This is a genomic window from Microbacterium sp. CFBP9023, from assembly GCF_034045055.1.
GTDB lineage: Bacteria > Actinomycetota > Actinomycetes > Actinomycetales > Microbacteriaceae > Microbacterium.
Genome location: NZ_JAXCWI010000001.1, coordinates 1,473,252 through 1,499,015 on the forward strand (window position 1 = coordinate 1,473,252; position 25,764 = coordinate 1,499,015).

The window sequence follows — 25,764 nt, forward strand, 5'->3', positions numbered from 1 at the left end:
CTGCGCACCTCGCGCGGCCGTCATCCGACACGCTCGGCCTGATACTCGGTGCGCTCGACCACCTCGGCGGTGTCGAGCTCGCGCCAGAACTCGTGCATCGCATCGATTCGCAGGTCGCTGAGCTCATCGGCCATCTCCGCGGTGTCGATGTACGTGTCGAGGTGGTGCGCGTCGACCGTCAGGTCCCCGAGGGTGTCCTGCGGGGTTCCTTCAGTGAGCAGGGTGATGCTGTCATCCGACCCGGTCCCCTCGGGCGATCCTCCGCCGGCCAGCCCGGAGACCACGTCGTCGGAATGACGCAGCTGGATGATGGTCTGGTCGTCATCCAGGGTCGGCTCGACCGGGCTTCCCGCCGTGATCTGCATCTGCACGTCGAACGGGCTCTCCATCGCGAGGTGAGCGGCGACCATGGCCGATTGCGAATGGGCGACGACATCGACCTCATCGCCCGGCTGCGCCCCCGCCGCCTCGAGCGCCTCGATCGTCGCCTGATACGACGCGGATCTCTTCCCGGTGTAGAGCTCGGCGTTGGACTTGGAGTCCCACGGCTGCGCACCTCCCCACGCGACGCTCTGCGTTCCTTCCAGGTAGGCGACGAACTTCGTGGTGCCGTCGGCGAAGGAGTACTTCTCGACGGCGACCTGCGCTCCGACGGCGCCCGGCATGCGCCTCAAGGCTCCCGCCAGGCCCGAGGGCGCCCCCTGGGGCGAGGACGTCTTCACCGGCGAGACCGTGACGGGGTCGGCCGTGCCCTGCAGCCTCTCGCCGGGGAGCACCTTGCCGAACCCCGAGAACGCCCCGACGAGCGCGGCGGTCCCGAAGACGTGGTCGTACAGGGCGGGCGTCACGAGGTTGCCCGTGAGGCCTTCGAATCGTCTGGCGCGCCACTGAGCGACGAGGTCGTCGGCCATCTTCGAGAGGCGTTCGTCCGACGCAGCAAGACGATCGGCTCGTCGTGTCAGCCGCTGCGCCGTGCTCGGATCGGTCTGCGCGAGCATCTCGGCCTCCGCTCGCAGCTCGACGTATTCGTAGGCATCGGCCATGAGAAGGGTGGACTCGGCGGTCTCCTGGCACTCGGAGCGGAGTCGAGCTACGTGCTCGCCCGACGCCCACAGCCCCACCGTGTCGACGTGCTCGCTGAAGCCAGGAGTGTCGACGATGATCCGATGCGCTCGCATGATGGCCGAACGCGCATCGTCATAACGGGAGGCGACGGCATCGATGCGGTGAGCGACATCGCGCAGCACGTCGGGGTCGACGGCGATCGCTCCCCCGTGGTCGATCGTCAGCCCTGTCATGAGACGTCGATCCGTTCGGCCTCTGACTCACGGCTGCGCATCTCGGATGCCTCGACGCGTGTCCTCCGTCGGAGATCGTCGAGCGAGTGCTGCATCGCGCGCACCCCGTCGGAGTGCCAGTCGGTGTCGGCGGTGAGGACGGCGAGCGATGCGCGCACGTCGTCGAGCGCCTCGACGGCGCTGCGAAGCGCTGCCACGGCGCGGGACTGGGCCCAGGCGGTGTCTGCGGCGCCGGTCTGTGCGAGTGCGAAGGAGTACATGCGCCCAGCATCCGCGATCCACTGCCGCTGCGATGTGCGGACGCCCCTCGGATCTCGGGCCTCGTGAGCAGATGGCTCGGTCGCGGCACCGGTGCAGAACGGGTGCGCCCGCCCGGCCCGGGATCTCCGGCATCGCGCGATCGGGCTGCGACCGGCAGAATAGGACGGTGACATCCCCGGATCCCTTCCGCGTGATCTTCGTGTGCACGGGGAACATCTGCCGTTCTCCGATGGCGGAGGTGGTGTTCCGCGATCTCGCGGAACGTCAGGGTCTCGGCTCGCGGATCGTCTCCCGCAGCGCGGGAACAGGAGATTGGCACCTCGGCGAACGGGCCGACCACCGCACTCTCGATTCCCTCAGCCGCCGCGGCTACGACGGCTCACTCCACCGCGCGAAGCAGTTCACCTTCTCCTCCTTCTCGGAGAACGACCTCGTCGTCGCCCTCGACCGCACTCATGAGCGCATCCTGCGCGAGTGGGCCGCCAACGAGGACGAGGAGGGCAAGGTCACCCTGCTGCTCGCCTTCGACCCCGACGCGCACAGCCAGGATGTCCCCGACCCCTACTACGCCGGCGCCGAGATGTTCGATTCGGTGCTCGGTATGATTGAGACCGCGACTCGCGGGCTGTTCCGCCAGCTCGAGCCGGCTCTCCGCCAGCCCCGCACGCCCCGCACTCCCGGGGCCCGATCAGGAGGACTCCCCTGACTTTCCAGCCTTCGCTCCCGCCCCAGCCGCTGAGCCCCCTCGACGGTCGCTACCGCGGCGCCGTCACCGGCCTCGCCGACTTCCTCTCGGAGGCCGGCCTCAACCGCGCCCGTGTCGAGGTAGAGGTGGAGTGGCTGATCGCGCTCACCGACCGCTCGCTCTTCGAGACGAGCCCCCTGTCGGATGCCGACAAGGAGCGCCTGCGCGCCCTCTACCGCGACTTCGGCCAGGCCGAGATCGACTGGCTCGCCGAGAAGGAAGCCGTCACGCAGCACGACGTGAAGGCGATCGAGTACCTCGTGCGCGACCGCCTGTCGGCCCTCGGCCTCGACGCGATCGCCGAGCTCACCCACTTCGCCTGCACGAGCGAGGACATCAACTCCGCGTCCTACGCCCTGACCGTCAAGCGCGCGGTCGAGGAGGTCTGGCTGCCGGGTCTCGACGTCGTGATCGCGAAGCTCCGCGAGCTGGCCGCCGAGCACGCCGACGCCGCGATGCTCTCCCGCACCCACGGTCAGCCGGCCACTCCGTCGACCATGGGCAAGGAGCTCGCCGTCTTCGCGTGGCGTCTCGAGCGCGTGCGCGCGCAGATCGCAGCATCCGACTACCTCGCCAAGTTCTCGGGCGCGACCGGCACCTGGTCGGCGCACATCGCCGCCGACCCCGACGCCGACTGGCCCACCATCTCGCGCGAGTACATCGAGGGCCTGGGTCTGGGCTTCAACCTGCTGACCACGCAGATCGAGTCGCACGACTGGCAGGTCGAGCTCTACGATCGCGTGCGTCACGCCGGCGGGATCCTGCACAATCTCGCCACCGACATCTGGACGTACATCTCGCTCGGATACTTCGCGCAGATCCCCGTCGCGGGCGCGACCGGATCGTCGACGATGCCGCACAAGATCAACCCGATCCGATTCGAGAACGCCGAGGCCAACCTCGAGATCTCCGGCGCCCTGCTGGCATCCCTCGGACAGACCCTCGTCACCAGCCGACTGCAGCGCGACCTCACCGACTCGACGACGCAGCGCAACATCGGCGTCGCGTTCGGCCACTCGCTGCTCGCGATCGACAACCTGCGTCGCGGTCTGAACGCCATCTCGCTCTCGCGCGACGTGCTGCTCGCCGACCTCGACGTGAACTGGGAAGTCCTCGCCGAAGCAATCCAGACCGTCATCCGCGCGGAGGTCGTCGCCGGCCGCTCGTCGATCAGCGACCCCTACGCGCTGCTGAAGGAGCTCACCCGCGGTCACCGCGTGGGCGCCGCGGACCTGGCGGAGTTCGTCGAGGGACTCGAGATCGGGGATGCCGCGAAGCAGCGTCTGCTCGCCCTGACCCCCGCCTCGTACACCGGCATCGCCGAGCAGCTCGCGAAGTAGCGCGAACGAGCGGGTGCCGCTGAGGCATCCGCTCGTTCGGTGCGGGGCCAGAAACGCACCGTGCGCGCGATGCGGGGCCAGAAACGCACCGCAATCGGCCGAATCGGATGCGAAAGTGACCCCGCAGCCAAGTGACCCCGCAGCCAAGCGACCCGCAGCGAAGCGACCCCGCACGAATCTGACCCGGCGCCGGGTCACGAACGCCGTGCGGGCTAGGGGCGGGGCTCTCCGGAGTGCGCGCCCGCCGGGTCCCGCGGCATGAACGCCGCGGCGATCAGGGTGAGCACGGCCACGACGGCGGCAGCGATGAACACCCAGACCGATGCCGAGATGATGGTCGCCGGGTCCTCGGGCCCCGCGCCCTGCGCGATCACCGAGTTCGAGATCGCGCCGAACACGGCCACCCCGAGCGCGCTGCCCGCCGAGCGGGCGAAGGCGTTCATGCCGGTCACGGCACCGCGCTCGCCCCAGCCGACCGAGGCCTGAGCCGCGATCAGCGTCGGGGCGGCGCTCCAGCCGAGGCCGAAGCCCAGGACGAATGCCACGGCGGCGATCGAGAACGGATTGGGCCAGGGAGAGACCACCGCCAGAGCGATCGCCGCGACCGCGGTGATCGACATGCCGGTGAGCGCTGTGCGTCGGAAACCGATCCGCATGTACAGCCGGCCCGCGTTCGCTGCGGCGAGCGGCCAGCCGAGGGTGAGCGCCGCGACGGCCAATCCCGACAGCAGCGGTGCGATGCCGATGGACCCTTCCAGATATGCGGGTGCGAAGCTCGTCACGCCGGTCATCAGGGCGCCGATGCCCAGGGAGACGATCGTGGTCGTGAGGATCAGCGGCCGCGCCGCCAGGCGCAGGTCCACGATCGGCTCGGCTGCTCGACGCTCGACGAGGCCGAAGGCCACGAGCGCCGCGGCGCCGAGTCCGAAGCAGACGGCACTGGGGATCGACAGCCACGCCCAGGCGTTGCCGCCCTCCAGCATCCCGAGGATCAGACCCGTGAGTCCGACCGTGAGCAGCACGGCACCGGCGTAGTCGATGCGATGACGCTGCGTCTGCTTCTCTTCGTGATACCGCCGCAGCAGCATCCATCCCGCGATCAGACACAGCGGGATGTTGACCCAGAAGATCCACCGCCAGGCGTCGAGCTGGGCGAAGATGCCGCCGAGCGCCGGCCCGACGACAGAGGAGATCGCCCACACCGAGGCGATGTACCCCTGCACCTTGGCGCGCTCGGCGACCGTGTAGATGTCGCCGACGATCGTCATCGACATCGGCGCGACGGCACCGGCGCCGAGGCCCTGGATGATGCGGAACACGATCAGGGCGGTCATGCTCCAGGCGAAGCCGGAGAGGACCGACCCGAGCAGGAACAGCGCGATGCCGAGCAGGATGATCGGCTTGCGGCCGACGGTATCGGCGAAGCGCGAGTAGATCGGCACGCTGACCGCCTGTGCGAGCAGATAGACCGAGAAGAGCCAGGGGAACTGCTGGTAGCTGCCCAGATCGCGCACGATGCTGGGCACCGCGGTAGCGAGGATCGTCGCGTCGATCGCGATCAGCCCCGTGGCGAGCATGAGGGCCCCGAGCACCGGGCCTCGTTCCGACCTGAGTCCGACGGAGGCGCGGTCGATCGAGGCAGTCACTACAGGGACAAGCCGTCGCAGCCCGGGACTATTCCGGTCGCGATGGAGAACCTTGCGATCCGGTCAGGAGGAGCTTGCGATCCAGTCAGGAGGAGGACGTGCGGCCCGGCTTGTCGGCGCCCGGCTCGTCGGGAGTCTCGGGGTCGAACAGCACGGGGCGGTCGACCTTCTTGGTGACCTCGGCCGGGTCGACCACGAGGATCAGCATCGCGAGGAACAGCAGCGTGACGATGAATGCGCCGCCGCCGACCACCAGGCCGAGCGCGATCGGCGTGAGGCCGTCGTAGGTGCCGTTCGCGATGGCGTTGTTCACCCGGGCGGTGAAGGCGCCGGTCGACACGAGCGTCACCACCGCGGCGAAGACACCGCAGCCGAGAGCGATGCCCAGCAGGTGCAGCGGGCGCAGAATGTCGCGTCGGGTGGGCTTCTCGTCGCTCATCGCTCTCCTCCGTGCCCGGCGGGGGCGGGGTCGTTCTCGATCGTGGTCCCGGCGGCGACAGCATCCGCTCGCTTCGGGGTCAGACCGGCGATGCCGAGGAAGACCGCGACGATGGCCGCGTATCCGCCGAACATCCCGACGCCGAGGATGATGCCGGTGAGCTCGAACGCACCGGCTCCCTCGATGGCGTACGGCTGCACGAAGCCCGCCGGGACCGCGATCAGGAGCACGGCCAGCAGCAGGCCGAAGGCGCCGAGGGTGATCGAGTCCCGTGCGGTTGCCTCGCCGGCTTTGCGAGCACGGAGTCCGACGACGAGCTCGAGGATGCCGGTCGAGACCGCCCAGGCGATCACGACGACGAAGAAGAGGTCTTCGGTACGCCATGCGGGCACACCGGCGGTCATCCCGGCGACGAAGCTCAGCAGGGCGAACACGACGGACGGCCAGCGCTGACCGGCCGGGTAGACGAGCCACGCGGCGACGATCATCACGAGGCCGGTGGTGAGGACGAAGCCGCTGAAGACGGAGAGACCGACGGCCGCCGAGTGATCGGGCGAGAAGGTGATCATCACTGCAGCGGCGGCGGCGAAGAGCGCGCGCAGCAACTGGAGGTGACGCACGGTGAACGCGCGGGCGGTGGCAGACATGAAGATCGAGGGTCCTCCGGGGGTGTTCCCCCCAGTCTACGCGGGGGCGCTGAGTGGGCGCCGACACCGGAGAGGTGTTCGCGGGGCCCGATGGATCTCCCCAGATCGATCATCAGGCCCCGCGACAGAACGCAGCGACGGGGGCGACACTGCGTCAGGCCGAGTGGTCGCGAGGTCGGGCACCCTGCTCACGACTGCTCAGCCGATAGACCCCAGAAATAGCACCTCGTCCCCTACGCGATGCTGGTGTGGTCGTATGCTCACTCTAGGGCTCGATTCTTCACATACCGGAGGGGGTGCTGTGATGAGCATGGAAAGTGGTCTGCGCCGATATGCCGATGTATTCGCAGCGTCCTTCCGCGACGCGATCAATGCGCGTGGATTGACTCTGGCGCGGCTGCACGAGCAGCTGCGCGCCCGCGGCAACAGCGTGTCCATGGCGACGCTCAGCTACTGGCGGTCCGGAGCTCGGCGCCCCGAGGGTGCCCAGTCGATGGCCGCGCTCGGCGACATCGAGCAGTTGCTGCACCTCGAGCCCGGCTCTCTCACCGCCCTGCTCGGCACCACGAACCGCACCGGTCCGCTCGGACCCAACCTCTTCCCGCTCGACGAGCAGGAGCTCGAGGACGCCGTCAAAGAGGCGTTCGCCGCTCTCGGCGCGGAGTACCCCGACACGTCGCGCGAACTCACGACCCACTCGGTGACGGACGTGGATGCCGCGGGCAACGTCTCGTACTCGATCACGCGCAGCATCGTGCAGTCGACCGTCGGCACCGTCGCGTCGATCCCGTTCCTCGAGATGACACCGGGCATCAGCACTCCCGCCCCGTTCATCGAGGCGGTGGCGGGAGGACGCATCGCTGCCCGGTACTCGCACCCGAACGGCGAGGTGCACGGCGTCCTGTTCGAACTCGACGTTCCTCTGACCGCTCCGAGCACCGCGATGGTCGAGTGGTCGGTCGCCTACCCCCCGGACTATCCGCCGCAGCGCGAGACGGGTCATGCCGTCGCCCGGCAGACCAGGGAGCTGCTGGTGTGGACGCGATTCCACCCCGACGCGCTGCCCGACCGGATCGAAGAGCGCGTCGAGACGCCGGACGGCTCGAAGCTCACCGAGTTGTCGCTCGAGGGCCGCAATTCGGTGCACCAGGTGCGACGCGCATTCGGACCCGGACTGCTCGGCGTCGCCTGGAGCTACGCCGACGGGCGCTGACCGCGTCCGTTCGCGGGCTCGGAGCCGACCGACTCACCCGGGCTGATCCCCGACCGCGACCGGACGCCCCGGAGTGTTCGACCACTGGCTCCACGAGCCGGGGAAGACCTTCGCCTCGATGCCGATCTCATCCAGCACCAGCGCGGTGTGCGCCGCCGTGATGCCCGAGCCGCAGTAGGCCGCGACGGGCGTCCCCTCGGTCACCCCGAGGGCGGCGAAGGTCGCCTGAAGGGTGTGCGTGTCGAGGATCCGGCCCTCGGCATCCAGATGGGCGGCCATCGGGACGTTGAGCGCGCCCGGAATGTGCCCGGCGATCGGATCGAAAGGCTCGTGCTCTCCCCGATAGCGATCCGGCGCGCGCGCGTCGAGCAGCACACCGGTGTCGACGAACGAGGCGGCCTCGTCGATCGAGATCGCATCGCCGCCGATCTCGTCGAGGACGACGTCGCCGGGCTCGGCCTGCACGTCATCGTCGGCGACCGGAAGGCCGGCGGCCGTCCACGCGCGGATGCCGCCGTCGAGGACGCGCACGTCGACACCGCCCTGACGCAGCAGCCACCATGCTCGTGACGCACTGACTCCCTTGGCGTCGTCATAGGCGACGACGACGTCACCCCGGTTCACACCCCACCGCCGGGCGGCATCCTGGAGCGTCGCCGTGGAGGGCAGGGGGTGCCGGCCGTCCGAGGGTTCGCCGTGGGTGGCGAGCTCGGTCGCGAGCGGCACGAAGACCGCCCCCGGGATGTGGCCCGCGAGGTAGTCCTCCCGGCCGTCGGGCCGGTCGAGTCGCCAGCGCACGTCGATCACACGCACGGGGGTCTCGGACGTCAGCAGATCGCGCAGTTCGGTGGCGCTCACGAAGTTGCTCATGATCCGAGGCTAGCGAGACGCCGTCCGGATCGCGCACCCGCCCGTATTCCGTCGACATATCGGGCCGATCGGCGATTCGAGACGGCGGTCGGCGCGGCGCTAGGCTCGTCCCGGCCGCGTCGAGAAAGGACAGCATGTCCACTCGATTCCGCTTCATGAGCCTGCGCCGACAGGAGGTCGCCCTCATCGCCGTGACGGCGGTCTGGGGCAGCACATTCCTCCTGGTGCACTGGGCGATGCAGCACTCGGGGCCGTGGTTCTTCGTCGGCATCCGGTTCCTGGTCGCCGGCGCGATCAGCATCGTCATCTTCCGACGGGCGCTGCGCGGCATCCGCTGGCGCGACATCGGCGCCGGGGTCGCGATCGGCGTGATGATCTATCTCGGATACGGATTGCAGACCGTCGGGCTGCAGACCATCGATTCGAGCACCTCGGCGTTCATCACCGCGATGTACATCCCTCTCGTGCCGCTCGCGCAGTGGGCCGTCTTCCGCAAGCGCCCACCGGCCATGGCGTTCGTGGGCGCAGCGCTCGCGTTCCTCGGACTGCTCCTCATCGCGGGACCCGATGCGTTCGCCCTGACCCTCAGGTCGGGCGAGATCCTGACGCTCATCAGCACCCTGCCCATCGCGGCCGAGATCATCCTGATCAGCGTGTTCGCCGGCCGGATCGACCTCGGCAGGATCACGATCATCCAGCTCCTCACCGCCGGAGTGCTCGGCATCCTCACCATGCCGGTCGTCGGCGAGGGCCTGCCCGAGTTCTCGTGGATCTGGGTCGGCTGCGCAGTCGGACTCGGAGCGGCGAGCTGCGTCATCCAGCTCACGATGAACTGGGCCCAGAAGTCCGTGTCCCCGACCCGCGCGACGATCATCTATGCGGGCGAACCGGTCTGGGCGGCCGTGATCGGGCGCATCGCCGGTGAACGCCTGCCCGTCGCCGCACTGATCGGCGGAGCGCTCGTGGTGCTCGGCATCCTCGCCAGCGAGCTCAAGCCCGTGCGTCGTCGTTCCGCGGAGTAGTGCGCCCGCGGGAATATCGGGGACGTGGGCGCGTTGCACCCGACATGATTGAAACTTCAACCGTCGTTCCGGTCGCCACAGAGCGGACGCGGGTGCGCGTGCCGATGCGCTTCGCCGACGGGTTCTCGACCACGGCGGATGTCGTCACGTTCGACGGACTGATCGACGGCCGCGAGCACCTGCTGCTCGGGCTCGGCGACTGGCGGGCCGCCCTGGAGCGCGCGGCCGACGGGGGCGACGCACCCCTCGTGCGTCCGCACAGCGAATGCCTGACCGGTGACGTGTTCGGTTCTGAGCGCTGCGACTGCGGCCCGCAGCTGCGTGAAGCCGTCGAGCGCATCGCCGAAGACGGCGGGTTCCTGCTCTACCTGCGCCAGGAGGGTCGGGGCATCGGCCTCTACGCCAAGCTCGACGCGTACGCGCTGCAGGATGCCGGCCTCGACACGTACGAGGCGAACGTCGCACTCGGCCGCGGAGAAGACGAACGCGACTACACGATCGCCGCGCAGATGCTGCAGGCGGTGGGCGTCGACAGCATCCGTCTGCTGAGCAACAATCCCGACAAGGCGGCACAGCTCGACGCCCTCGGCATCCGCGTCACCGAGCAGGTGGCCACCGGCGTGCACCTGTCGGACGCGAACCACCGCTACCTCGAGGCCAAGCGCGACCACACCTCGCACACGCTCGACCTGTCAGCCGCCTGATGAACGCGCAGCTGGCGAGCGAGCGGAGGCTCGACGATGCGGAGATGCAGACGTGGCTGCCGACCATCCGGTTCGTGCAGCTGCTGCCGCAGGTGCTCGATCGCACGCTCAAGGCCGAGACCGGGCTCAAGCACTCGCACTACGCGATCCTGGTGACCCTCGCAGGTCAGGGTGATCGTGCGATCCCGATGACCGAGCTCGCGCAGATCGCCGGGCTCAGCCGCTCACGACTCAGCCACGCGATCGACTCGCTCGAAGACCGCGGCTGGGTGACGCGCACCTCGTGCAGCAGCGACAAGCGCACGCTGACCGCTGCGCTGACGGATGCCGGTCGTGACCTGCTGCGGGCGGCGGCGCCCGTTCATGTGGCGCAGATCCGCGAACTGATCCTCGACCCTCTGACCGCAGAGGAGAGGGAGCAGCTCGGCACGATCTCGGCCAAGCTGCTCCCCGGCGTCGCCGCCGCTCTCTAGGTCACGCCTCGGGGATCTCGCGGCCGAAGGTCTCGAGCGTGACGTCCTCGGGCTCGGGGCCACGGCGCACACCGGTGTCGAGCGCATCGATCGCGTCGAGCTGGTCGGCGGTGAGCTCGAAGTCGAAGACGTCGAAGTTCTCGGCGATGCGGGCGGGACGCACCGACTTCGGCAGCGCGGAGCGGCCCTGCTGCAGGTGCCAGCGCAGCATCACCTGTGCCGGCGACTTGCCGTGCTCGGCGGCGATGGCCGTGAGCGTCTCGTCGTCGAAGACGGATGCGCCGTTGGGGCGGTAGGCCGTGATGCCGCCGATGGGCGACCACGCCTGGGTGACGATGCCGGCCGCGGCATCCGCCTGCTGCACCTCGCGCTGCTGGAAGTAGGGGTGCACCTCGATCTGGTTGAGCGCGGGGACGATGCTCGTCTCCGCCGCCAGCTTGTCGAGGTGCTCCACCATGAAGTTGCTGACGCCGATGGCGCGCACCCGACCGTCGGCGAGCAGGGTCTCGAGCGCCTTATAGGCACCCAGGGTGAGGTCGAAACGGGTCGGCAGGGCCTGGTGCAGGATCAGCAGGTCGAGCTGATCGACCCCGAGCTTGCCCGTCGACTTCTCGAACGCGTGCAGGGTCTCGTCGTAGCCGAAATCGCTGATCCAGACCTTGGTCTCGATGAAGACCTCGTCGCGCGCGATACCGGTGCGGCGGATCGCCTCGCCCACCTCGCGCTCGTTGCCGTACGCAGCGGCGGTGTCGATCAGGCGGTAGCCGGTCTCGAGAGCGGTGCTGACGGCATCGACCGTCTCGTCCGGAGCAGCCTGGAACACTCCGAAGCCGAGGGCGGGCATCTCGATGCCGGTGTTGAGCGTGATGTTCATCGTCATACCTCCAGTGTGCGCGTCCGCTCACACGCGAGGGAGAGTCCACCAGTACCTCCCTTCGTCGCGACAGGGGGCGTACCGTCGCATACATGGACACCCGCAGCGAGGTGCGCGAATTCCTCTCGTCGAGGCGCGACCGCATCACCCCCGACCAGGCCGGCCTCCCCGCATTCGGCGGCAACCGGCGTGTGCCGGGGCTGCGCCGTGAAGAGGTGTCGCTGCTCGCCGGCGTCAGCGTCGACTATTACACCCGGCTCGAACGGGGCGATCTGTCCGGCGTCTCCGACAGCGTGCTCGATGCGCTCGCCCGTGCTCTTCAGCTCGACGAGGCCGAGACCGCGCATCTGTTCGATCTCGCCCGCACCGCGAACGCCTCACCCGTCGCCCGCAAGCCGCGCAAGAAGGTCGAGACGCTGCGCCCCAGCATCCTGCGCCTGCTCGACGCGATGACCGAGGCGCCGGCGATCGTGCGCAACAACTACTTCGACTACCTCGCGGCGAACGCGCTCGGCCGCGCGCTCTATGCGCCGCTCTTCACGACCCCGGTGCCGAACAGCGCCCGCTTCGCCTTCCTCGACCCGGCCGCACAGACGTTCTACCCCGAATGGGAGCGAAACACCCAGGAGCTCGTGGCCGCGATGCGCGGCGAAGCGGGGCGCAACCCGTTCGACCGCAAACTCACCGATCTCGTCGGCGAGCTGTCGACGCGCAGTGAGCGGTTCCGCACCCTGTGGGCGGCGCACAACGTGCGCTTCCACCGCAGCGGTGTCAAGCGCATCAACCACCCGGTCGTCGGCGAGATGGAACTCACCTACGAGGCGTTCGAGCTGCCGGCTGACCCGGGCCTGCAGATGTCGACGTACACGGCCGAGCCGGGAACGGCATCCGCCGACAAACTGCGGATGCTCGCGAGCTGGGCGGCGACCGACGCTGCCGATGGGACCATCGATGCGCCTTCAGAGCGCACCGAGGCCTGATTTCTGCTGTGAGCAGAACGGCTCGAATCGTGCGCTGACGGCGGATTATCGTGAGGCATGGCCGACCTCGTCCCGTTCCCTCGCGCACCTCACTCTGCCCGCCCTCGTCCCAGTGAGCCCGAGCCCCTATGGCGCCAGATGGTCGGCGATCAGCTGCGCCGTCGACGACACGACCGGGACGAGACCCTGACCGAGACGGCAGGGAACGCCGGAGTCTCGCCGCAATACCTCTCCGAGGTCGAACGGGGACTCAAGGAGCCGTCGAGCGAGATGATCGCGGCGATCGCCGGGGCCCTCGACACCTCGCTGATCGAACTGACGAGCGCCGTGGCCGACGAGCTGCGCCAGGCGACGATGGCTCCGGCATCCGCTGCGGTGTCCGCCACCCGCGGGGCCTTCGCCCTCGCCGCCTGACGGCTCGTCTCGTCTGCCCGCCCGTCTGAAGGTCCGTCTGCAGGTCCGTCCGTCTGCAGGTCCGTCCGTCTGCAGGTCCGTCCGTCTGCGGGTCCGTCCGTCTGCGGGTCCGTCCGTCTGCAGGACTTCGGCACGGATGCAGGACCAGAACGGCAGAATCATCCTGCATCCGTGCCCCGATCCTGCAGACGAACGCCGTGGCCCCTCAGTCCGCCCGCTCCCCCAGCACGGTGTCGACCAGACCGTAGTCCCGGGCGGCGGATGCCGTGAAGACGCGATCCCGGTCGGTGTCGGCGCGCAGCTCGCTCAGCGAGCGTCCGCTGTGCCTGGCGAGGATCGACTCCATGTCGGAACGCACCCGCACGACCTCGTCCGCCGCGAGGATGAGGTCGGGGATCGCTCCCCGCGACTGGCCTGCCGGCTGATGCAGCACGATTCGGGCGTGCGCGAGAGCTGCCCGCTGCCCCGGAGCCCCTGCCGCGACCAGCAGCGCCGCCGGCCCGATCGCCTGACCCACACACGTCGTCGCGATCGCCGGACGCACGTGCTGCATCGTGTCGTAGATCGCGAGCGCCGCCCCCGGGTCGCCACCCTCGCTGTCGATGTAGAACTGGATGCCGGAATCCTGGCTGTCGGCATCGAGGTGCAGCAGCTGCGCGATCAATGCGTTGGCGACTCCGGAGTCGATGCCGGTGCCGAGATAGATGACCCGCTCGGCGAGCAGGTGCGAGTAGACGTCCATGACGCGTTCACCGCGCGGATGCTGCGCGATGACGTAGGGGATCGTGTAGCCGCTCATGCGCCCGCCCCCAGTCCGACCCGGGCCCGACGACGCGGCATGAGCTCCGCGAGCGAGGCGACGATCTCGTCGATGAAGCCATAGTCCTTCGCCTGCTCCGCCGTGTACCAGCGGTCGTGCAGCGAGTCCTCGAAGATGCGCTCCACGGGCTGTCCGGTGTCGGCCGCGATCAGCCCGAGCACGGTGTCGCGCATGTGCCTCAGGTCGTCGGCCTGCGTCTCGAGCTCGCCCGCCGAGCCGCCGATCCCCGCCGAGCCCTGATGCATGAGGATGCGCGCGTGCGGGAGCGCCCTGCGCTTGCCCCTCGCCCCGGCTGAGAGGAGGAACTGCCCGGCGCTGCACGCGAGCCCGAGTGCGAGGGTCGACACGTCGTTCGGCACGAGGGTCATGAGGTCGCGGATCGCGAGCATCGCCGGCACGGAACCACCGGGCGAATGGATCCACAGGGCGATGTCGGTCGTCGGATCCTCCGCCGAGAGGGTGAGCAGCTGCGTCATGAGCAGCGTGCCGTTGTCGTCGTCGAGGGCGCCGTCGAGCACGAGCACTCGTTCGTGGAACAGTGCCCGGCGGGCCTCGGGGCCGAACTGCGGGATGGGGTTGTCTTCGCTCATGGCCCCAGCATCCGCCACCGTGTCGGAGTGCGGGCGAGTATCCGCTCGCGGCAGATCGGCCCAGAGCAGATAGGCCCAGAGGAGATCGGCCCCAGCAGATCCACCCGTGCAGATCGGTTCGGCATCCTCGCGTAACACCCCCGACTCACGCGACTCCTACCCTCGAAGCATGGCGAAGCAGAAGACACCCGAGTGGCAGTGGTCCGAAGACGGCATCAACTTCCGCACCCGCAAATGGGTGAAGCCGGAAGACCTCAACGCGAACGGATCGCTGTTCGGCGGCAGCCTGCTGAAGTGGATCGACGAAGAGGCCGCGATCTACGCGATCGTGCAGCTGGGCAACTATCGGGCCGTGACGAAGCACATCTCCGAGATCAACTTCGAAGCCTCAGCCGTGCAAGGCGACCTGATCGAGATCGGCCTGCAGGCCACGCACTTCGGCACCACGTCTCTGACCATGCGCGCCGTCGCCCGCAACATGATCACGCGCAAGCGCATCCTCACGATCGAGAAGATCGTGTTCGTGAGCCTGGACGACGACGGGATGCCGACGCCGCACGGATACGACGAGATCACGTACAACCGCGATCGGATGCCGACCGAGCGCATCGCCACGGGGACGATCCGCCTGCCCTAGCCGCGGCTCCCGCCTGCTCGTCTGCCCGTGTGCGGGCCTCCGTTCAGGAGGCGATCTCTCGCACCGAAGGACCAGGCAGTGGATTCGGTCCTTCTGAGCGAGGGATCTCCTTCCGCAGGTGCGGGGGTCAGAGGCCGGCGTCTGCGCTCGGTGCGAGGATGGAACACGTCTGCCGAGCAAAGGAGCCCAGAATGAGCCGCAGTGCCACCGCAGCCACGACCGCGATCAGAGAGATGCGCGACTTCCTGTTCGCGAACGCGACGGACTACGCCGCGGCACGCGAGGGGTTCTCCTGGCCTGCGCCCGCTGAGTTCAACTTCGCGCTCGAATGGTTCGATGTGATCGCCGGCGAGTCGCCCGACCGCCCGGCGGTGCAGATCGTGTCAGCCGACCTCAGCCTCGAGTCGTGGACCTACGGCGAGCTGTCGAGCCGCTCCGACCAGGTCGCCGCCTGGCTCACAGGACTCGGCATCGGGCGCGGCGACCACGTCATCGTGATGCTCGGCAACACCATCGAGCTCTGGGAGGTGATGCTCGCCATCACCAAGGTCGGCGCGGTGTCGATCCCCACCTCGACGCTGCTCTCGGCATCCGACCTGGCCTACCGCGTCGACCACGGACGCGCCCGCGCCATCGTGACGCTCGGCGGCCTGGCCGAGCGCATCGCCGACATCGACGGCGATGTCCTGCGCATCGGGGTGGGCGAGGGCATTCCGGCCGGGTGGACGCGCTTCGACGATTCCGCCGAAGCTCCGACGACCTTCGAGCCCGACGCCGCGACCCCCGCGGATGACACGGCTCTGCTCTACTTCACGAGCGGCACGACCAACCGTCCGAAGCTCGTGCAGCACACCCACGTGTCGTACCCGATCGGGCATCTGTCGACCATGTGGTGGCTCGGTGTGCGCCCCGACGACGTGCACCTGAACATCTCGTCGCCGGGTTGGGCGAAGCATGCGTGGTCGAGCTTCTACTCGCCCTTCCTCGCCGAGGCGACCGTGTTCGTCTACAACTACGACCGCTTCGACGCGAACACCCTCATGCAGGTCATGGACGCGCATCATGTCTCGACGTTCTGCGCGCCGCCCACCGTGTGGCGGATGCTGATCCAGGCCGACCTCGGGCGCTTGACCCACCCGCCGCGCGAGCTCGTCGGAGCCGGTGAACCGCTGAACCCCGAGGTCATCGACCGGGTGCAGGAGGCGTGGGGAGGCACGATCCGCGACGGCTTCGGCCAGACCGAGATGACGGCCTGCGTGGGCAACTCCCCCGGTCAGGTCGTCAAGATCGGATCGATGGGACGACCCCTGCCCGGATACCCCGTCGTGCTGCTCGACCCCGCGACCGGTGAGCTCGCCGAGCACGAGGGCGAGATCGCGCTCGACCTGGCGCATCCTCCGGTGGGGCTCATGGCCGGGTACTACGACGACCCCGAGAAGACGGCCGAGTCGCGCGTCGGCGGATACCACCACACGGGCGACATCGCCCAGCGGGATGCCGACGGCTATCTGACCTACATCGGCCGGGCGGACGACGTGTTCAAGGCGTCCGACTACAAGATCTCGCCGTTCGAGCTCGAGTCGGTGCTGCTGGAGCACGACCTCGTGATCGAGGCGGCGGTGATCCCGAGCCCCGATCCGACGCGGCTCGCAGTCCCGAAGGCGTACGTGTGCCTGCGCCCCGACGCGGTCGGATCCGACGCCGAGGCCGCGCGATCGATCTTCGCGTACGCCCACGACCGGCTGTCCTCGCACCTCTGGGTGCGGATCATCGAGTTCGTGCCCGAGCTGCCCAAGACGATCTCCGGCAAGATCCGCCGGGTCGAACTGCGCGCCCGAGAGGCCGAGCGCGTGGCCTCAGGAGACGAGGCCGCGCAGCACCGGGATCGCGACTACCGCTGAGTGCGGCTCAGCCTGCGAGCGCAGGCTGACTGCCGGTGCTCGGCGCTTTCGTGGAGCGCGCCGGGACCGTCGGCTCGGGCGCGTCGACGACAGCCTGGATCCGCGCGGCGCGGGCGACCTCACGGGCAGGCTCGCCCGCGTTGACGATCCCGCGTGCGACGGCTCCGATCACCAGCATCGCGACGAGCACGATGCCGGACACGAGCAGCGGCGTCCACTGATTCGCGAACGATGCCGTGGTGCTGAGCATCGCGCTCGGGATCCACAGTCCTACCGCTCCGCCGGCGAGACCCGCCGCTCCGCGCATGATCGCGACTCCCGCCACGATCGCGCACAGCGCCGCGAGCACTGCCCCCACCACTCCGATCGGCACCAGTATCGATGCCAGTTCGCTTGCCACCCTTGACGATGTCATCACGACCCCCCGGTCCGCGGAACCTCCGCATCACCAACATTACGAAGTGTCGGCATTCTGGGCATCCATCTGAAGGATGATGTTCCTCAACCGTGACGCGTTGTTCAGCGGCGCTTCAACCGTGCGAACCGTGACCTCTTGACCACTCGCACCGGCTGGGTGACGACCGCGTCGACGACCATCGACCCGTCGGTCGGACCGATGATCGCCATCGCCGACGTCTCGGTGGACTCGATCGGGTCGACCGGCATGCGGGCGAGCGACCGGTGAGCGCGCACGTACGCGGGCACCAGCAGCACGATCGCGCCGAGCCAGGCGAGAGGGTTGCTGAGCGCGACACCCTCGAATCCGATGAGCGCGCCGAGCACGACGGCCGCTCCCACGCGCATCACCAGCTCGATCACGCCCGTGACGGTGGGGATGAGGGTGTGGCCGAGGCCCTGCAGCGCCCCGCGGAGCACGAACAGCACACCGAGGGCCCAGTACCCGCATCCGTTGATGATCAGCATGAGGTGCGCGAGTCGCACGACCTCGTCGGACCCCTCACCGACGAACAGGCGCACCATCGGCGTGCCGAACGCGATGATGATGACGCCGAGTGCGATGCCGGCGGCGATCGCCATCCAGGTGCCCTCGACGACCCCTCGACGGATGCGGTCGGGGCGGCGCCCGCCCAGGTTCTGCGCCGTGTACATCGACGACGCGAGGCCCAGCGACGAGAGGAAGGCGACCGCGAGGCCGTCGACGCGGGATGCCGTCGTGTAGGCCGCGACGGCATCCGAGCCGAGCGTGTTCAGCGCCACCTGCACGGTGAGCGTGCCGATCGCGATGATCGATGCCTGGAATCCCATCGGCAGACCGAGGCGCAGGTGCTCCCTGAAGTCGTCGCGGGTGACTCGCCAGTCGGCGCGACGCAGGTGCAGCATCGGCAGGCGACGGCGCACGAACTCGAGGCACAGTGCGACGGAGACGGCCTGGGCCACGACGGTCGCGAGGGCTGCGCCGCCGACTCCCCACTCGAGCGGACCGACCATCAGGATCACGAGGCCGACGTTGAGCGCGCACGAGACGGTCAGGAAGATGAGCGGCGTGCGCGAGTCGCCGATCGCCCGGATGATCGCCGAGAGGTAGTTGAAGAACATCGTCGCGCTCGCGCCGATGAAGCTGATCTGGGTGAAGACCGTCGCCTCGGGCATGAGCTCGGCCGGCGTCTGCAGCAGCTCGAGCACGGGTCGGGCGATCAGGGGCGCGACGATCGTGAGCACCACGCTCGTGATTCCGGTCAGGATCACGCCGGTCGCGACCGAGCGGCGCACGGCGGCGCCGTCACCCGCTCCGAACGCCTGCGCGATGGGGATCGCGAAACCGCTCGTCAGACCCCAGGCGAAGCCGATGAGCAGGAACAGCAGGCTGCCGGTGGCACCGACGGCGGCGAGGGATTCGACGCCGAGGTGCCGGCCGACGACGACGGCGTCGGCGAACTGGTACATCTGCTGCACGACGTTTCCGAGCAGCAGGGGAATGGAGAACGACAGGATGACACGCCACGGACGGCCCGTGGTCAGAGAGGTGGCCATGAGAGAAGAGGCTCGCAGAACTGGGGGATGATCGGGGGTCGTACCAGGATATCGAATCGATTCGGTTGGATGCCATCCCCGATCGCCAAGTACGGTCGGAAGGATGCCGCAGCGGGACGCGGCACGGAACACCGGAGGTTCGAGCGATGACGACAGAGAAGACAGGCGGATCCGTCGGGGTGGACGGATCGGCCGACGGCGACGAGCAGCACCTGAAGCGGGCACTGAGCAACCGGCACATCCAGCTGCTCGCGATCGGCGGCGCGATCGGCACCGGCCTGTTCATGGGCAGCGGCAAGACCATCTCGGTCGCGGGCCCCTCGGTCATCTTCGTCTACATGATCATCGGCTTCATGCTGTTCTTCGTCATGCGGGCGATGGGCGAGCTGCTGCTCTCGAACCTCAAGTACAAGTCGTTCAGCGACTTCGCCAGCGACCTGCTCGGCCCGTGGGCGGGGTTCTTCACCGGATGGACGTACTGGTTCTGCTGGGTCGTCACCGGAGTCGCCGACGTGATCGCGATCGCCGGCTACACGGATGCGCTGTTCCCCGGCATCCCGTTGTGGATCCCCGGCGTGCTGGTGATCGTCATCCTGCTCGCGCTGAACCTGCCCACCGTCGCCGCCTTCGGCGAGATGGAGTTCTGGTTCGCGCTCATCAAGATCGTGGCGATCGTGGCGCTCATCATCACGGGTCTCGTGATGATCTTCACCGGCTTCCAGCACGATGCGGGCACGGCGAGCTTCGCGAACCTGTGGGATCACGGCGGCATGTTCCCGCACGGGTTCATGGGCTTCGTCGCCGGGTTCCAGATCGCTGTCTTCGCGTTCGTCGGCGTCGAGCTCGTCGGCACCGCCGCGGCCGAGACGAAGGACCCCGAGAAGAATCTGCCGAAGGCGATCAACGCGATCCCGATCCGCATCCTGCTCTTCTACGTCGGCGCCCTCGTCATCCTGATGGCCGTCACGCCGTGGACCGAGTACGTCGCGGGCGAGAGCCCCTTCATCGCGATGTTCGCTCTCGCGGGCCTCGGCATCGCCGCGACGGTCGTGAACCTCGTCGTGCTGACCTCGGCCATGTCGAGCGCCAACTCGGGCATCTACTCGACCTCGCGCATGGTGTTCGGGCTCGCACAGGACGGCGATGCGCCCCGGCTGTTCGGACGCCTGTCGAAGCGCCGCGTGCCGCAGAACGCGCTGTTCCTGTCGTGCATCCTGCTGCTGTCGGGTGTCGTGCTGCTCTACGCCGGCAAGGACATCGGCACCGCGTTCGACATGGTCACCACGGTCTCGGCGGTGTGCTTCATGTTCGTCTGGACGATCTTCCTGTGCAGCTACCTCGTCTACCGGCGCCGGCGGCCCGAGAAGGTCGCCGCATCGAGGTTCCGGATGCCGGGCGGCATCTTCATGGTCTACGTCGTGCTCGCGTTCTTCGTGTTCATCCTGTGGGCGTTGACGACCCAGCCCGACACGCTGACCGCGCTGCTCGTGACCCCGATCTGGTTCGTGCTGCTGCTCGTCGCGTGGCTGTTCGTGCGGAAGTCGCAGAACCACCTGACCCGGCACGCCGCGCACATCGCCTACCTGCGTGACGACTCGGCGGAGTAGTCGCGACGGCTCGGCGTTCACAATTCAGCATGAGCCGGCCGATTCCTGACGAAACGGCCGGTTCTGCGGTGTCCGGGACTGTTCGTGCTGAATCGTGAACGGCGGCTGCCTATGGGAGGTTCCGACAGGCCCTCCCTCGGGGCCGTCCGCGCGCGTAGCGTCGGCCCTGACGAAAGGACTCGACATGCACACTCGCACACTCGGACAGGGCCTCGAGGTCTCGGCAGTCGGACTCGGCTGCATGGGGATGTCGCAGAGCTACGGACCCAACCCCGGCAGCCGCGACGAGATGATCGGCGTGCTGCGGTCGGCTCTCGACCTCGGCGTCACGTTCTTCGACACCGCGGAGGTGTACGGGCCCTATGTCAACGAAGAGCTCGTCGGCGAGGCGCTCGAGCCGATCCGCGACCAGGTCGTGATCGCGACGAAGTTCGGGTGGCGCATCGAAGACGGCAAGAGCGTCGGGCTCGACAGCCGCCCCGAGCAGATCCGCCGCGTCGCGGAGGCATCGCTGCGGCGCCTGCGCACCGACGTGATCGACCTCTTCTACCAGCACCGCGTCGACCCGGACGTGCCGATCGAAGACGTCGCGGGCACGGTGTCGGAGCTGATCGCCGAAGGCAAGGTGCGCCATTTCGGGCTCTCCGAGGCCTCGGCATCCACCATCCGACGCGCGCATGCCGTGCAGCCGGTCACCGCGCTGCAGAGCGAGTACTCGCTGTGGACGCGCGATCCCGAGCGTGAGGTTCTGCCGACCCTCGGTGAGCTCGGCATCGGCTTCGTACCCTTCAGCCCTCTGGGCAAGGGGTTCCTCACCGGCACCGTCGACCAGACCACCTCATTCGCAGACGGAGACATCCGCGGCACGATCCCCCGCTTCAGCGAGGAGAACCGGGCGGCGAACCAGGCCCTCGTGAGTCACGTCACGGCACTCGCCGAGGGGAAGGACGCATCGTCCGGCCAGATCGCGCTGGCCTGGCTGCTCGCCCGCGAACCGTGGATCGTGCCGATCCCCGGCACCCGCCGCACCTCGCGCATCGCCGAGAACGCGGGAGCGGCGGCCGTGGCGCTCTCGGCCGACGAAGTCGCCGATCTCGACCAGCTCGCCGCTCGCGTCGGGGTGCAGGGCGACCGCTACAACCCGCAGCAGATGTCGTTCGTCGACCGGTGAGCCGGCGCCGGCGCTGGGTAGTCTGAGGCGGATGACTCCGCCCCGCAGCTACCCGGCGACGATCGCCGCGCCTGTGGAGCATGAGCTCGTCATCAAGAAGTCGCGATTCATCGCGACTGTCGAGCCGGTCGCCTCAGTCGACGAGGCGGATGCCGTGATCGCACGGCTGCGGAAGCGGTGGTGGGATGCCCGGCACAACTGCAGCGCGATGGTCACCGGACTCCTCGGAGACCAGGCACGTTCGTCGGACGACGGCGAGCCGTCGGGCACCGCGGGAGTGCCGATGCTCGAGGTGCTTCGCAGGCGAGAGCTGACCGATGTGGTGGCCGTGGTGACGCGGTACTTCGGCGGGGTCAAGCTCGGCGCCGGCGGCCTCGTGCGGGCATACTCCTCAGCGGTCTCGGAGGCCCTCGACCTCGCGTCGCCGGTGCACCGGCAGTCGCTCACGCAGGTGATGTTCGACGTCTCGCACGCGGATGCCGGGCGCTACGACCACCTCCTGCGCGACTGGGTGCTGCACCACGGAGCGACGCTCGGCGACGCCCGCTATGCAGCGCTCGCGACGTTCGAGGTGTGGGCGCCAGCGGACGAGGTCGACCGTCTCGTCGAGGACATCGCGGCGGCGTCCGCCGGTTCCGTCGTGCCGGTGACCGGCGTGGAGCGCATCGTCGACGTCCCCGGCTGATCCACAACAGCGCCCGGATATTCTGGATGACGCGATCTCGGAAGGAGAGCGATGTTCGACAGCCCGCTCTCGGCTTCCGCCTACGAGATCCTCGGGGTGGACCCCACCGTCGACGACGGCGAGCTGAGGCGCGCCTATCGTCTGCGACTGCGCCAGACCCACCCCGATACCGGAGGGGACGCGGCCGTGTTCATCCAGGTGCAGCGCGCGTGGGAACTCGTCGGCACGCCCGAGGGCCGCGCCGCCTATGACCGTCGCTCCGGCGCCCACCCCGGCATCCCCGCCGAACCGGAGTGGAACGGCTGGCGGCCGCAGTCGGCGACCCGCACCGACACGCGTCCCCGGGCGCGGTCGTACGGCCACCCCGGCGGATGGCGTCGAGAGCGCTACCTCTCACTCATCCGCGAGTGGGCCGGCCGTGGCGTCGAGGTTCCCGATCCCTATGACCCGGCGCTCGTGCGATCAGCGCCGCGAGACCTGCGACGGCTGCTCGCCGATGCGCTGGCAGAAGAGGCGACCGCCCGCACGGTGAGCGCCCTCGGAATGGGATTCACGGTCTGGCACGACGTCGCGACCGGCGCCGACCCCGACGACAAGCTCGACCACGTCGTGCTCAGTCCGTCGGGTCTCTACGGCGTGATGTCGGAGGACTTCGGCGGCGTCGTCGGATTCCGCCGCGGCGAGATCACCGGCCCGAGCCTCGGCACACGCGCGCCCGTCACCGCGGCGCTCGGCCGCATGCGCACCGTCGCGAAGGCCGCCAAGGTGAAGTTCGGCGGTCTGATCATGGTGCTCCCGGACGACGACCTGGCACAGGCCGTCACGCCTCTGGGCAGCAGTCGCGGGGTGCCCGTCGTGGTCGTGCGGCGCAGCGCCCTGGCGATGGTGCTGCGCCAGGGAGTGCCCGGCGCACGAGCGATCGGCGGCAACGAACTGTTCGACGTCCGCACCCGACTGCAGCAGACCGTCACCTTCGTCTGACCCTGGTCGCGCCCTGTCGGCATCCGTCCGGCCCTCTTGACGGGCGTCGTCAAACCGGTTTACACTCGCTGCACCCGCACCTGTCAAACCGGTTAAACCGACGCCTGGCGAAGATGCGGACGATCAGCCCGATGTTCCACGAGGAGGTGGCATGAGCCGCACGACGATCGCCGACGTCGCCCGCGAGGCGGGAGTCACCAAGGCCACCGTCTCTCACGCGATGAGCGGCAAGCGCCCCATCTCCGACGACACCAGGGCGAAAGTGCTCGCCGCCGCGGAGAAGCTGAACTGGGTGCCGAGCCAGAGCGCCCGCGCGCTGGCCACCCAGAAGGCCAACGCCCTTGCCGTCGTGCTGGCCCGCGACCCCGAGGTCATCGCGAACGACTCGTTCTTCCCCGCGTTCATCGCCGGCGTCGAGTCCGTGCTGGCCGAGACCGAGACCGCCCTGATCCTGCAGGTGGTTCCCGATCGGGCGGCAGAGGAACGCGCCTATCGCTCGCTCAGCCACGGGCGGGCCGACGGCGCCCTGCTCCTCGATCTTAGGAACGACGACTGGCGCGTGCCGCTGCTCGAAGAACTCGGCCTGCCGGCCGTGCTCGTCGGCGCCTACGAGCAGCCGACCCGCTTCTCGTGCGTACGCACCGATGACGACGCCCCGGTGCGCGAGATCATCGCCCACCTGCGCGCCGAGGGGCATGAGCGCATCGCGCACGTGGCCGGTCCTCTCGACTACGTGCACTCGCGGGTGCGGGCGGATGCCTACATCGACGCCGTGGGCGGAGACGCACTGCTGCGCGAGGGCGACTTCACGGCATCCAGCGGTCGTGAGCGCACCGCCGAGCTGCTCGCGCTTCCCGAGCGACCGACCGCGATCCTCTACTCCAACGACACGATGGCGATCGCCGGGTTGTCGTACGCCCGCTCGAGCGGACTCAGCATCCCCCGCGATCTCGCAATCGCCGGCTTCGATGACGACCACCTCTCGGCCCACCTCTCCCCTGCGCTCACGAGCGTCTCGTCGGGTCCTGCCGCACGTGGCCGCGCGGCAGCCCGCCTGCTGCAGGCCGACATCCTCGGCGCCGAACCGCGCACCGAGGTCGTCGACTGCAACGTCGTGCACTTCCGGGAGAGCACCACCCGCTAGACGATCACCCGAACCATCGCGTCAAGGAGGACAACATGAAGAAGAAGATCCGCGCAGCAGCGCTCTTGGGAGCCGTCGCACTGGTCGCCACCGGATGCTCGTCAGGAGGTGGGGGCGGCGACGCCTCGGCCGACGGCACCGGCTCCATCGACATCTGGCTGTCGAACAACGAGCAGGAGGTCGCCTGGGGCACCGCCGTCGTCGACGCCTGGAACGCCGAGCACCCCGACGAGAAGGTCAACGCCCAGGAGATCCCCGCGGGCTCGTCGTCGGAAGAGGCCATCACCGCCGCGATCACCGCCGGCACCGCACCCTGCCTCGTCTACAACGTGGCCCCGGCCGCCGTCTCGGGCTGGGTCAAGCAGGGCGGACTCGTCGACCTCAGCACCATGGAGGGCGGCAGCGACTACATCACCGAGCGCGGAGGAGAGGTCGACTCGTACGCGACCGACGGCAGCTTCTACCAGCTGCCCTGGAAGTCGAACCCCGTCATGGTCATGTACAACAAGGCGCTGTTCCAAGCCGCGGGCATCGATCCCGAGGACCCGCAGATGAACACGTACGACGCGTTCATCGAGGGGTCCAAGGCGATCGTCGCCTCCGGTGTGCAAAGCGCCATCTGGCCGGCTCCGACGAGCGAGTTCTACCAGCCCTGGTTCGACTTCTACCCGCTCTACCTCGCCGAGACCGACGGCACCATGCTCGTCGAAGACGGCAAGGCGACGGTCGACTCGGATGCCGGCCGCGAGGTCGCCGAGTTCTGGAAGACGTTCTATGACGAGAAGCTCTCGCCGAACGAGGCGTCGACCGACGATGCGATGTCCGCCGGCACCACCGCCATGCAGCTCGCCGGTCCGTGGGCGATCCCCTCGTACGCCGAGACCGTCGACGTCGGGTTCATGCCGGTCCCGACCAGCGACGGCCGCGAGAACCCGACGACCTTCGCCGACTCGAAGAGCGTCTCGATGTTCACCGCGTGCGAGAACCAGGGCACCGCGTGGGAGTTCCTGAAGTTCTCGACGAGCGTCGACAGCGACGGACAGCTGCTCGAGGCCACCGGTCAGATGCCGATGCGCACCGACCTCACGGAGACCTACGCCGACTACTTCGATGCGAACCCGAACTACGTCGCGTTCGCCGAGCAGGCCGAGGCGACGGCCGACGTGCCCAGCATCCCGAACTCCGTGGAGGCCTGGCAGGCGTTCCGCGACGAGTACTCCGCCGCCGTGATCTTCGGCAAGGAGTCGATCGACGACTTCCTGAAGAATGCCACGACGAAGATCGACGACCTCGTCGCCGAGTGATGAGTC

The 25,764-nt window shown here is 68.7% G+C and carries 27 protein-coding genes; 16 read left to right on the plus strand and 11 right to left on the minus strand.

What is annotated here, in order from left to right; genetic code table 11:
* Nucleotides 1-20 precede the first annotated feature (20 nt).
* Nucleotides 21-1,298: a hypothetical protein gene (locus SOM10_RS07160; RefSeq protein ID WP_320489195.1), complete on the minus strand. Its 1,278-nt coding sequence runs from the start codon at nucleotides 1,296-1,298 to the stop codon at nucleotides 21-23.
* Nucleotides 1,295-1,558: a hypothetical protein gene (locus tag SOM10_RS07165; protein WP_072592106.1), complete on the minus strand. Its 264-nt coding sequence runs from the start codon at nucleotides 1,556-1,558 to the stop codon at nucleotides 1,295-1,297. Before SOM10_RS07165 ends, SOM10_RS07160 begins: the two co-directional genes overlap by 4 nt.
* 230 nt (nucleotides 1,559-1,788) lie before the next feature.
* Between SOM10_RS07165 and SOM10_RS07170 the strand changes: the two genes are divergently transcribed.
* Together SOM10_RS07170 and purB are read left to right on the plus strand one after the other, a co-directional pair.
* Entirely contained in the window at nucleotides 1,789-2,265 is a 477-nt protein-coding gene (locus SOM10_RS07170) for a low molecular weight protein-tyrosine-phosphatase (RefSeq protein WP_230100954.1), read from the plus strand.
* Nucleotides 2,262-3,644 (plus strand): adenylosuccinate lyase, encoded by a 1,383-nt coding sequence (gene purB, locus SOM10_RS07175; protein WP_056275439.1) that lies wholly within the window; start codon nucleotides 2,262-2,264, stop codon nucleotides 3,642-3,644. The genes SOM10_RS07170 and purB overlap by 4 nt, the downstream gene beginning before the upstream one ends.
* Before the next feature lie 212 nt (nucleotides 3,645-3,856).
* Here purB and SOM10_RS07180 read toward each other — a convergent pair whose 3' ends face one another.
* From SOM10_RS07180 to SOM10_RS07190, 3 genes are all read right to left on the minus strand, one after another.
* A complete protein-coding gene (locus SOM10_RS07180) occupies nucleotides 3,857-5,290 on the minus strand; it encodes an MFS transporter (protein WP_320489197.1) in 1,434 nt (477 codons plus the stop codon).
* Nucleotides 5,291-5,375: 85 nt separating this feature from the next.
* Entirely contained in the window at nucleotides 5,376-5,729 is a 354-nt protein-coding gene (locus tag SOM10_RS07185; protein WP_053098147.1) for a hypothetical protein, read from the minus strand.
* A complete protein-coding gene (locus tag SOM10_RS07190; RefSeq protein ID WP_320489199.1) occupies nucleotides 5,726-6,376 on the minus strand; it encodes an acyl-CoA synthetase in 651 nt (216 codons plus the stop codon). The genes SOM10_RS07185 and SOM10_RS07190 overlap by 4 nt, the downstream gene beginning before the upstream one ends.
* Nucleotides 6,377-6,680: 304 nt before the next feature.
* Between SOM10_RS07190 and SOM10_RS07195 the strand changes: the two genes are divergently transcribed.
* Nucleotides 6,681-7,589 carry a hypothetical protein gene (locus SOM10_RS07195; RefSeq protein WP_053098149.1) on the plus strand — a complete coding sequence of 303 codons (909 nt, stop codon included), beginning with the start codon at nucleotides 6,681-6,683 and terminating at the stop codon, nucleotides 7,587-7,589.
* Nucleotides 7,590-7,622: 33 nt separating this feature from the next.
* On the opposite strand, the gene SOM10_RS07200 is transcribed toward SOM10_RS07195, so the two are convergent.
* Nucleotides 7,623-8,459: a sulfurtransferase gene (locus tag SOM10_RS07200; protein ID WP_320489201.1), complete on the minus strand. Its 837-nt coding sequence runs from the start codon at nucleotides 8,457-8,459 to the stop codon at nucleotides 7,623-7,625.
* Between the two features lie 134 nt (nucleotides 8,460-8,593).
* On the opposite strand from SOM10_RS07200, the gene SOM10_RS07205 reads away from it, so the two are divergent.
* The 3 genes from SOM10_RS07205 to SOM10_RS07215 are packed head-to-tail and all read left to right on the plus strand — an operon-like array spanning nucleotide 8,594 to nucleotide 10,658.
* Nucleotides 8,594-9,481 (plus strand): DMT family transporter, encoded by an 888-nt coding sequence (locus SOM10_RS07205; RefSeq protein WP_320489203.1) that lies wholly within the window; start codon nucleotides 8,594-8,596, stop codon nucleotides 9,479-9,481.
* A 44-nt stretch (nucleotides 9,482-9,525) separates the two neighbouring features.
* Nucleotides 9,526-10,185: a GTP cyclohydrolase II gene (locus tag SOM10_RS07210; protein WP_053098152.1), complete on the plus strand. Its 660-nt coding sequence runs from the start codon at nucleotides 9,526-9,528 to the stop codon at nucleotides 10,183-10,185.
* Complete coding sequence (locus tag SOM10_RS07215; protein WP_053098153.1) at nucleotides 10,185-10,658, plus strand: MarR family winged helix-turn-helix transcriptional regulator; 474 nt, start codon at nucleotides 10,185-10,187, stop codon at nucleotides 10,656-10,658. Before SOM10_RS07210 ends, SOM10_RS07215 begins: the two co-directional genes overlap by 1 nt.
* Nucleotide 10,659: 1 nt before the next feature.
* Here the strand turns inward: SOM10_RS07215 and SOM10_RS07220 are convergent, their stop codons facing one another.
* Nucleotides 10,660-11,532: an aldo/keto reductase gene (locus SOM10_RS07220; protein WP_198032420.1), complete on the minus strand. Its 873-nt coding sequence runs from the start codon at nucleotides 11,530-11,532 to the stop codon at nucleotides 10,660-10,662.
* A 92-nt stretch (nucleotides 11,533-11,624) separates the two neighbouring features.
* On the opposite strand from SOM10_RS07220, the gene SOM10_RS07225 reads away from it, so the two are divergent.
* Nucleotides 11,625-12,512 (plus strand): helix-turn-helix transcriptional regulator, encoded by an 888-nt coding sequence (locus SOM10_RS07225; protein WP_053098155.1) that lies wholly within the window; start codon nucleotides 11,625-11,627, stop codon nucleotides 12,510-12,512.
* Nucleotides 12,513-12,569: 57 nt separating this feature from the next.
* On the plus strand, nucleotides 12,570-12,926 hold the full coding sequence (locus tag SOM10_RS07230; RefSeq protein WP_320489205.1) for a helix-turn-helix transcriptional regulator: 357 nt from the start codon (nucleotides 12,570-12,572) through the stop codon (nucleotides 12,924-12,926).
* A 205-nt stretch (nucleotides 12,927-13,131) separates the two neighbouring features.
* Here the strand turns inward: SOM10_RS07230 and SOM10_RS07235 are convergent, their stop codons facing one another.
* Nucleotides 13,132-13,725, minus strand: a complete 594-nt coding sequence (locus SOM10_RS07235) for a ClpP family protease (protein ID WP_320489207.1) — start codon at nucleotides 13,723-13,725, stop codon at nucleotides 13,132-13,134.
* Nucleotides 13,722-14,336, minus strand: a complete 615-nt coding sequence (locus SOM10_RS07240; protein ID WP_320489209.1) for an ATP-dependent Clp protease proteolytic subunit — start codon at nucleotides 14,334-14,336, stop codon at nucleotides 13,722-13,724. Before SOM10_RS07240 ends, SOM10_RS07235 begins: the two co-directional genes overlap by 4 nt.
* A gap of 169 nt (nucleotides 14,337-14,505) precedes the next feature.
* Here SOM10_RS07240 and SOM10_RS07245 point away from each other — a divergent pair, with 169 nt between their 5' ends.
* Entirely contained in the window at nucleotides 14,506-14,973 is a 468-nt protein-coding gene (locus SOM10_RS07245) for an acyl-CoA thioesterase (protein ID WP_072592111.1), read from the plus strand.
* Between the two features lie 191 nt (nucleotides 14,974-15,164).
* Nucleotides 15,165-16,874 carry an AMP-binding protein gene (locus SOM10_RS07250; RefSeq protein ID WP_320489212.1) on the plus strand — a complete coding sequence of 570 codons (1,710 nt, stop codon included), beginning with the start codon at nucleotides 15,165-15,167 and terminating at the stop codon, nucleotides 16,872-16,874.
* Nucleotides 16,875-16,881: 7 nt separating this feature from the next.
* Here SOM10_RS07250 and SOM10_RS07255 read toward each other — a convergent pair whose 3' ends face one another.
* Both SOM10_RS07255 and SOM10_RS07260 read right to left on the minus strand, forming a co-directional pair.
* Nucleotides 16,882-17,274, minus strand: a complete 393-nt coding sequence (locus SOM10_RS07255) for a hypothetical protein (RefSeq protein WP_150115131.1) — start codon at nucleotides 17,272-17,274, stop codon at nucleotides 16,882-16,884.
* A 119-nt stretch (nucleotides 17,275-17,393) separates the two neighbouring features.
* Nucleotides 17,394-18,866 (minus strand): MATE family efflux transporter, encoded by a 1,473-nt coding sequence (locus SOM10_RS07260; RefSeq protein ID WP_072592114.1) that lies wholly within the window; start codon nucleotides 18,864-18,866, stop codon nucleotides 17,394-17,396.
* Between the two features lie 146 nt (nucleotides 18,867-19,012).
* Between SOM10_RS07260 and cycA the strand changes: the two genes are divergently transcribed.
* The 6 genes from cycA to SOM10_RS07290 all read left to right on the plus strand — a co-directional run bounded on the left by cycA (nucleotide 19,013) and on the right by SOM10_RS07290 (nucleotide 25,758).
* Nucleotides 19,013-20,473: a D-serine/D-alanine/glycine transporter gene (gene cycA, locus SOM10_RS07265; protein WP_053098162.1), complete on the plus strand. Its 1,461-nt coding sequence runs from the start codon at nucleotides 19,013-19,015 to the stop codon at nucleotides 20,471-20,473.
* 184 nt (nucleotides 20,474-20,657) lie between these two features.
* Nucleotides 20,658-21,644 carry an aldo/keto reductase gene (locus SOM10_RS07270; RefSeq protein ID WP_320489215.1) on the plus strand — a complete coding sequence of 329 codons (987 nt, stop codon included), beginning with the start codon at nucleotides 20,658-20,660 and terminating at the stop codon, nucleotides 21,642-21,644.
* Between the two features lie 31 nt (nucleotides 21,645-21,675).
* On the plus strand, nucleotides 21,676-22,329 hold the full coding sequence (locus SOM10_RS07275; RefSeq protein ID WP_320489216.1) for a YigZ family protein: 654 nt from the start codon (nucleotides 21,676-21,678) through the stop codon (nucleotides 22,327-22,329).
* A gap of 51 nt (nucleotides 22,330-22,380) precedes the next feature.
* A complete protein-coding gene (locus SOM10_RS07280; RefSeq protein WP_053098165.1) occupies nucleotides 22,381-23,310 on the plus strand; it encodes a J domain-containing protein in 930 nt (309 codons plus the stop codon).
* Between the two features lie 151 nt (nucleotides 23,311-23,461).
* Nucleotides 23,462-24,454, plus strand: coding sequence for a LacI family DNA-binding transcriptional regulator (locus SOM10_RS07285; RefSeq protein WP_056275491.1), 993 nt, complete (start codon nucleotides 23,462-23,464; stop codon nucleotides 24,452-24,454).
* A gap of 35 nt (nucleotides 24,455-24,489) precedes the next feature.
* Nucleotides 24,490-25,758, plus strand: coding sequence for an extracellular solute-binding protein (locus tag SOM10_RS07290; RefSeq protein ID WP_187249194.1), 1,269 nt, complete (start codon nucleotides 24,490-24,492; stop codon nucleotides 25,756-25,758).
* The last annotated feature ends 6 nt before the right edge of the window (nucleotides 25,759-25,764 follow it).

Bases quoted from the DNA above. Each gene is read 5' to 3' on its own strand.
- SOM10_RS07220 (WP_198032420.1), bottom strand. From the start codon at position 11,532: ATGAACATCACGCTCAACACCGGCATCGAGATGCCCGCCCTCGGCTTC.
- SOM10_RS07185 (WP_053098147.1), bottom strand. From the start codon at position 5,729: ATGAGCGACGAGAAGCCCACCCGACGCGACATTCTGCGCCCGCTGCAC.
- SOM10_RS07230 (WP_320489205.1), top strand. From the start codon at position 12,570: ATGGCCGACCTCGTCCCGTTCCCTCGCGCACCTCACTCTGCCCGCCCT.
- SOM10_RS07215 (WP_053098153.1), top strand. From the start codon at position 10,185: ATGAACGCGCAGCTGGCGAGCGAGCGGAGGCTCGACGATGCGGAGATG.
- SOM10_RS07235 (WP_320489207.1), bottom strand. From the start codon at position 13,725: ATGAGCGGCTACACGATCCCCTACGTCATCGCGCAGCATCCGCGCGGT.
- SOM10_RS07250 (WP_320489212.1), top strand. From the start codon at position 15,165: ATGAGCCGCAGTGCCACCGCAGCCACGACCGCGATCAGAGAGATGCGC.
- cycA (WP_053098162.1), top strand. From the start codon at position 19,013: ATGACGACAGAGAAGACAGGCGGATCCGTCGGGGTGGACGGATCGGCC.
- SOM10_RS07280 (WP_053098165.1), top strand. From the start codon at position 22,381: ATGTTCGACAGCCCGCTCTCGGCTTCCGCCTACGAGATCCTCGGGGTG.
- SOM10_RS07165 (WP_072592106.1), bottom strand. From the start codon at position 1,558: ATGTACTCCTTCGCACTCGCACAGACCGGCGCCGCAGACACCGCCTGG.
- SOM10_RS07200 (WP_320489201.1), bottom strand. From the start codon at position 8,459: ATGAGCAACTTCGTGAGCGCCACCGAACTGCGCGATCTGCTGACGTCC.
- SOM10_RS07160 (WP_320489195.1), bottom strand. From the start codon at position 1,298: ATGACAGGGCTGACGATCGACCACGGGGGAGCGATCGCCGTCGACCCC.
- SOM10_RS07270 (WP_320489215.1), top strand. From the start codon at position 20,658: ATGCACACTCGCACACTCGGACAGGGCCTCGAGGTCTCGGCAGTCGGA.
- SOM10_RS07290 (WP_187249194.1), top strand. From the start codon at position 24,490: ATGAAGAAGAAGATCCGCGCAGCAGCGCTCTTGGGAGCCGTCGCACTG.
- SOM10_RS07195 (WP_053098149.1), top strand. From the start codon at position 6,681: ATGAGCATGGAAAGTGGTCTGCGCCGATATGCCGATGTATTCGCAGCG.
- SOM10_RS07190 (WP_320489199.1), bottom strand. From the start codon at position 6,376: ATGTCTGCCACCGCCCGCGCGTTCACCGTGCGTCACCTCCAGTTGCTG.
- SOM10_RS07245 (WP_072592111.1), top strand. From the start codon at position 14,506: ATGGCGAAGCAGAAGACACCCGAGTGGCAGTGGTCCGAAGACGGCATC.
- SOM10_RS07285 (WP_056275491.1), top strand. From the start codon at position 23,462: ATGAGCCGCACGACGATCGCCGACGTCGCCCGCGAGGCGGGAGTCACC.
- SOM10_RS07260 (WP_072592114.1), bottom strand. From the start codon at position 18,866: ATGGCCACCTCTCTGACCACGGGCCGTCCGTGGCGTGTCATCCTGTCG.
- SOM10_RS07225 (WP_053098155.1), top strand. From the start codon at position 11,625: ATGGACACCCGCAGCGAGGTGCGCGAATTCCTCTCGTCGAGGCGCGAC.
- SOM10_RS07275 (WP_320489216.1), top strand. From the start codon at position 21,676: ATGACTCCGCCCCGCAGCTACCCGGCGACGATCGCCGCGCCTGTGGAG.
- SOM10_RS07170 (WP_230100954.1), top strand. From the start codon at position 1,789: ATGGCGGAGGTGGTGTTCCGCGATCTCGCGGAACGTCAGGGTCTCGGC.
- SOM10_RS07205 (WP_320489203.1), top strand. From the start codon at position 8,594: ATGTCCACTCGATTCCGCTTCATGAGCCTGCGCCGACAGGAGGTCGCC.
- SOM10_RS07240 (WP_320489209.1), bottom strand. From the start codon at position 14,336: ATGAGCGAAGACAACCCCATCCCGCAGTTCGGCCCCGAGGCCCGCCGG.
- SOM10_RS07210 (WP_053098152.1), top strand. From the start codon at position 9,526: ATGATTGAAACTTCAACCGTCGTTCCGGTCGCCACAGAGCGGACGCGG.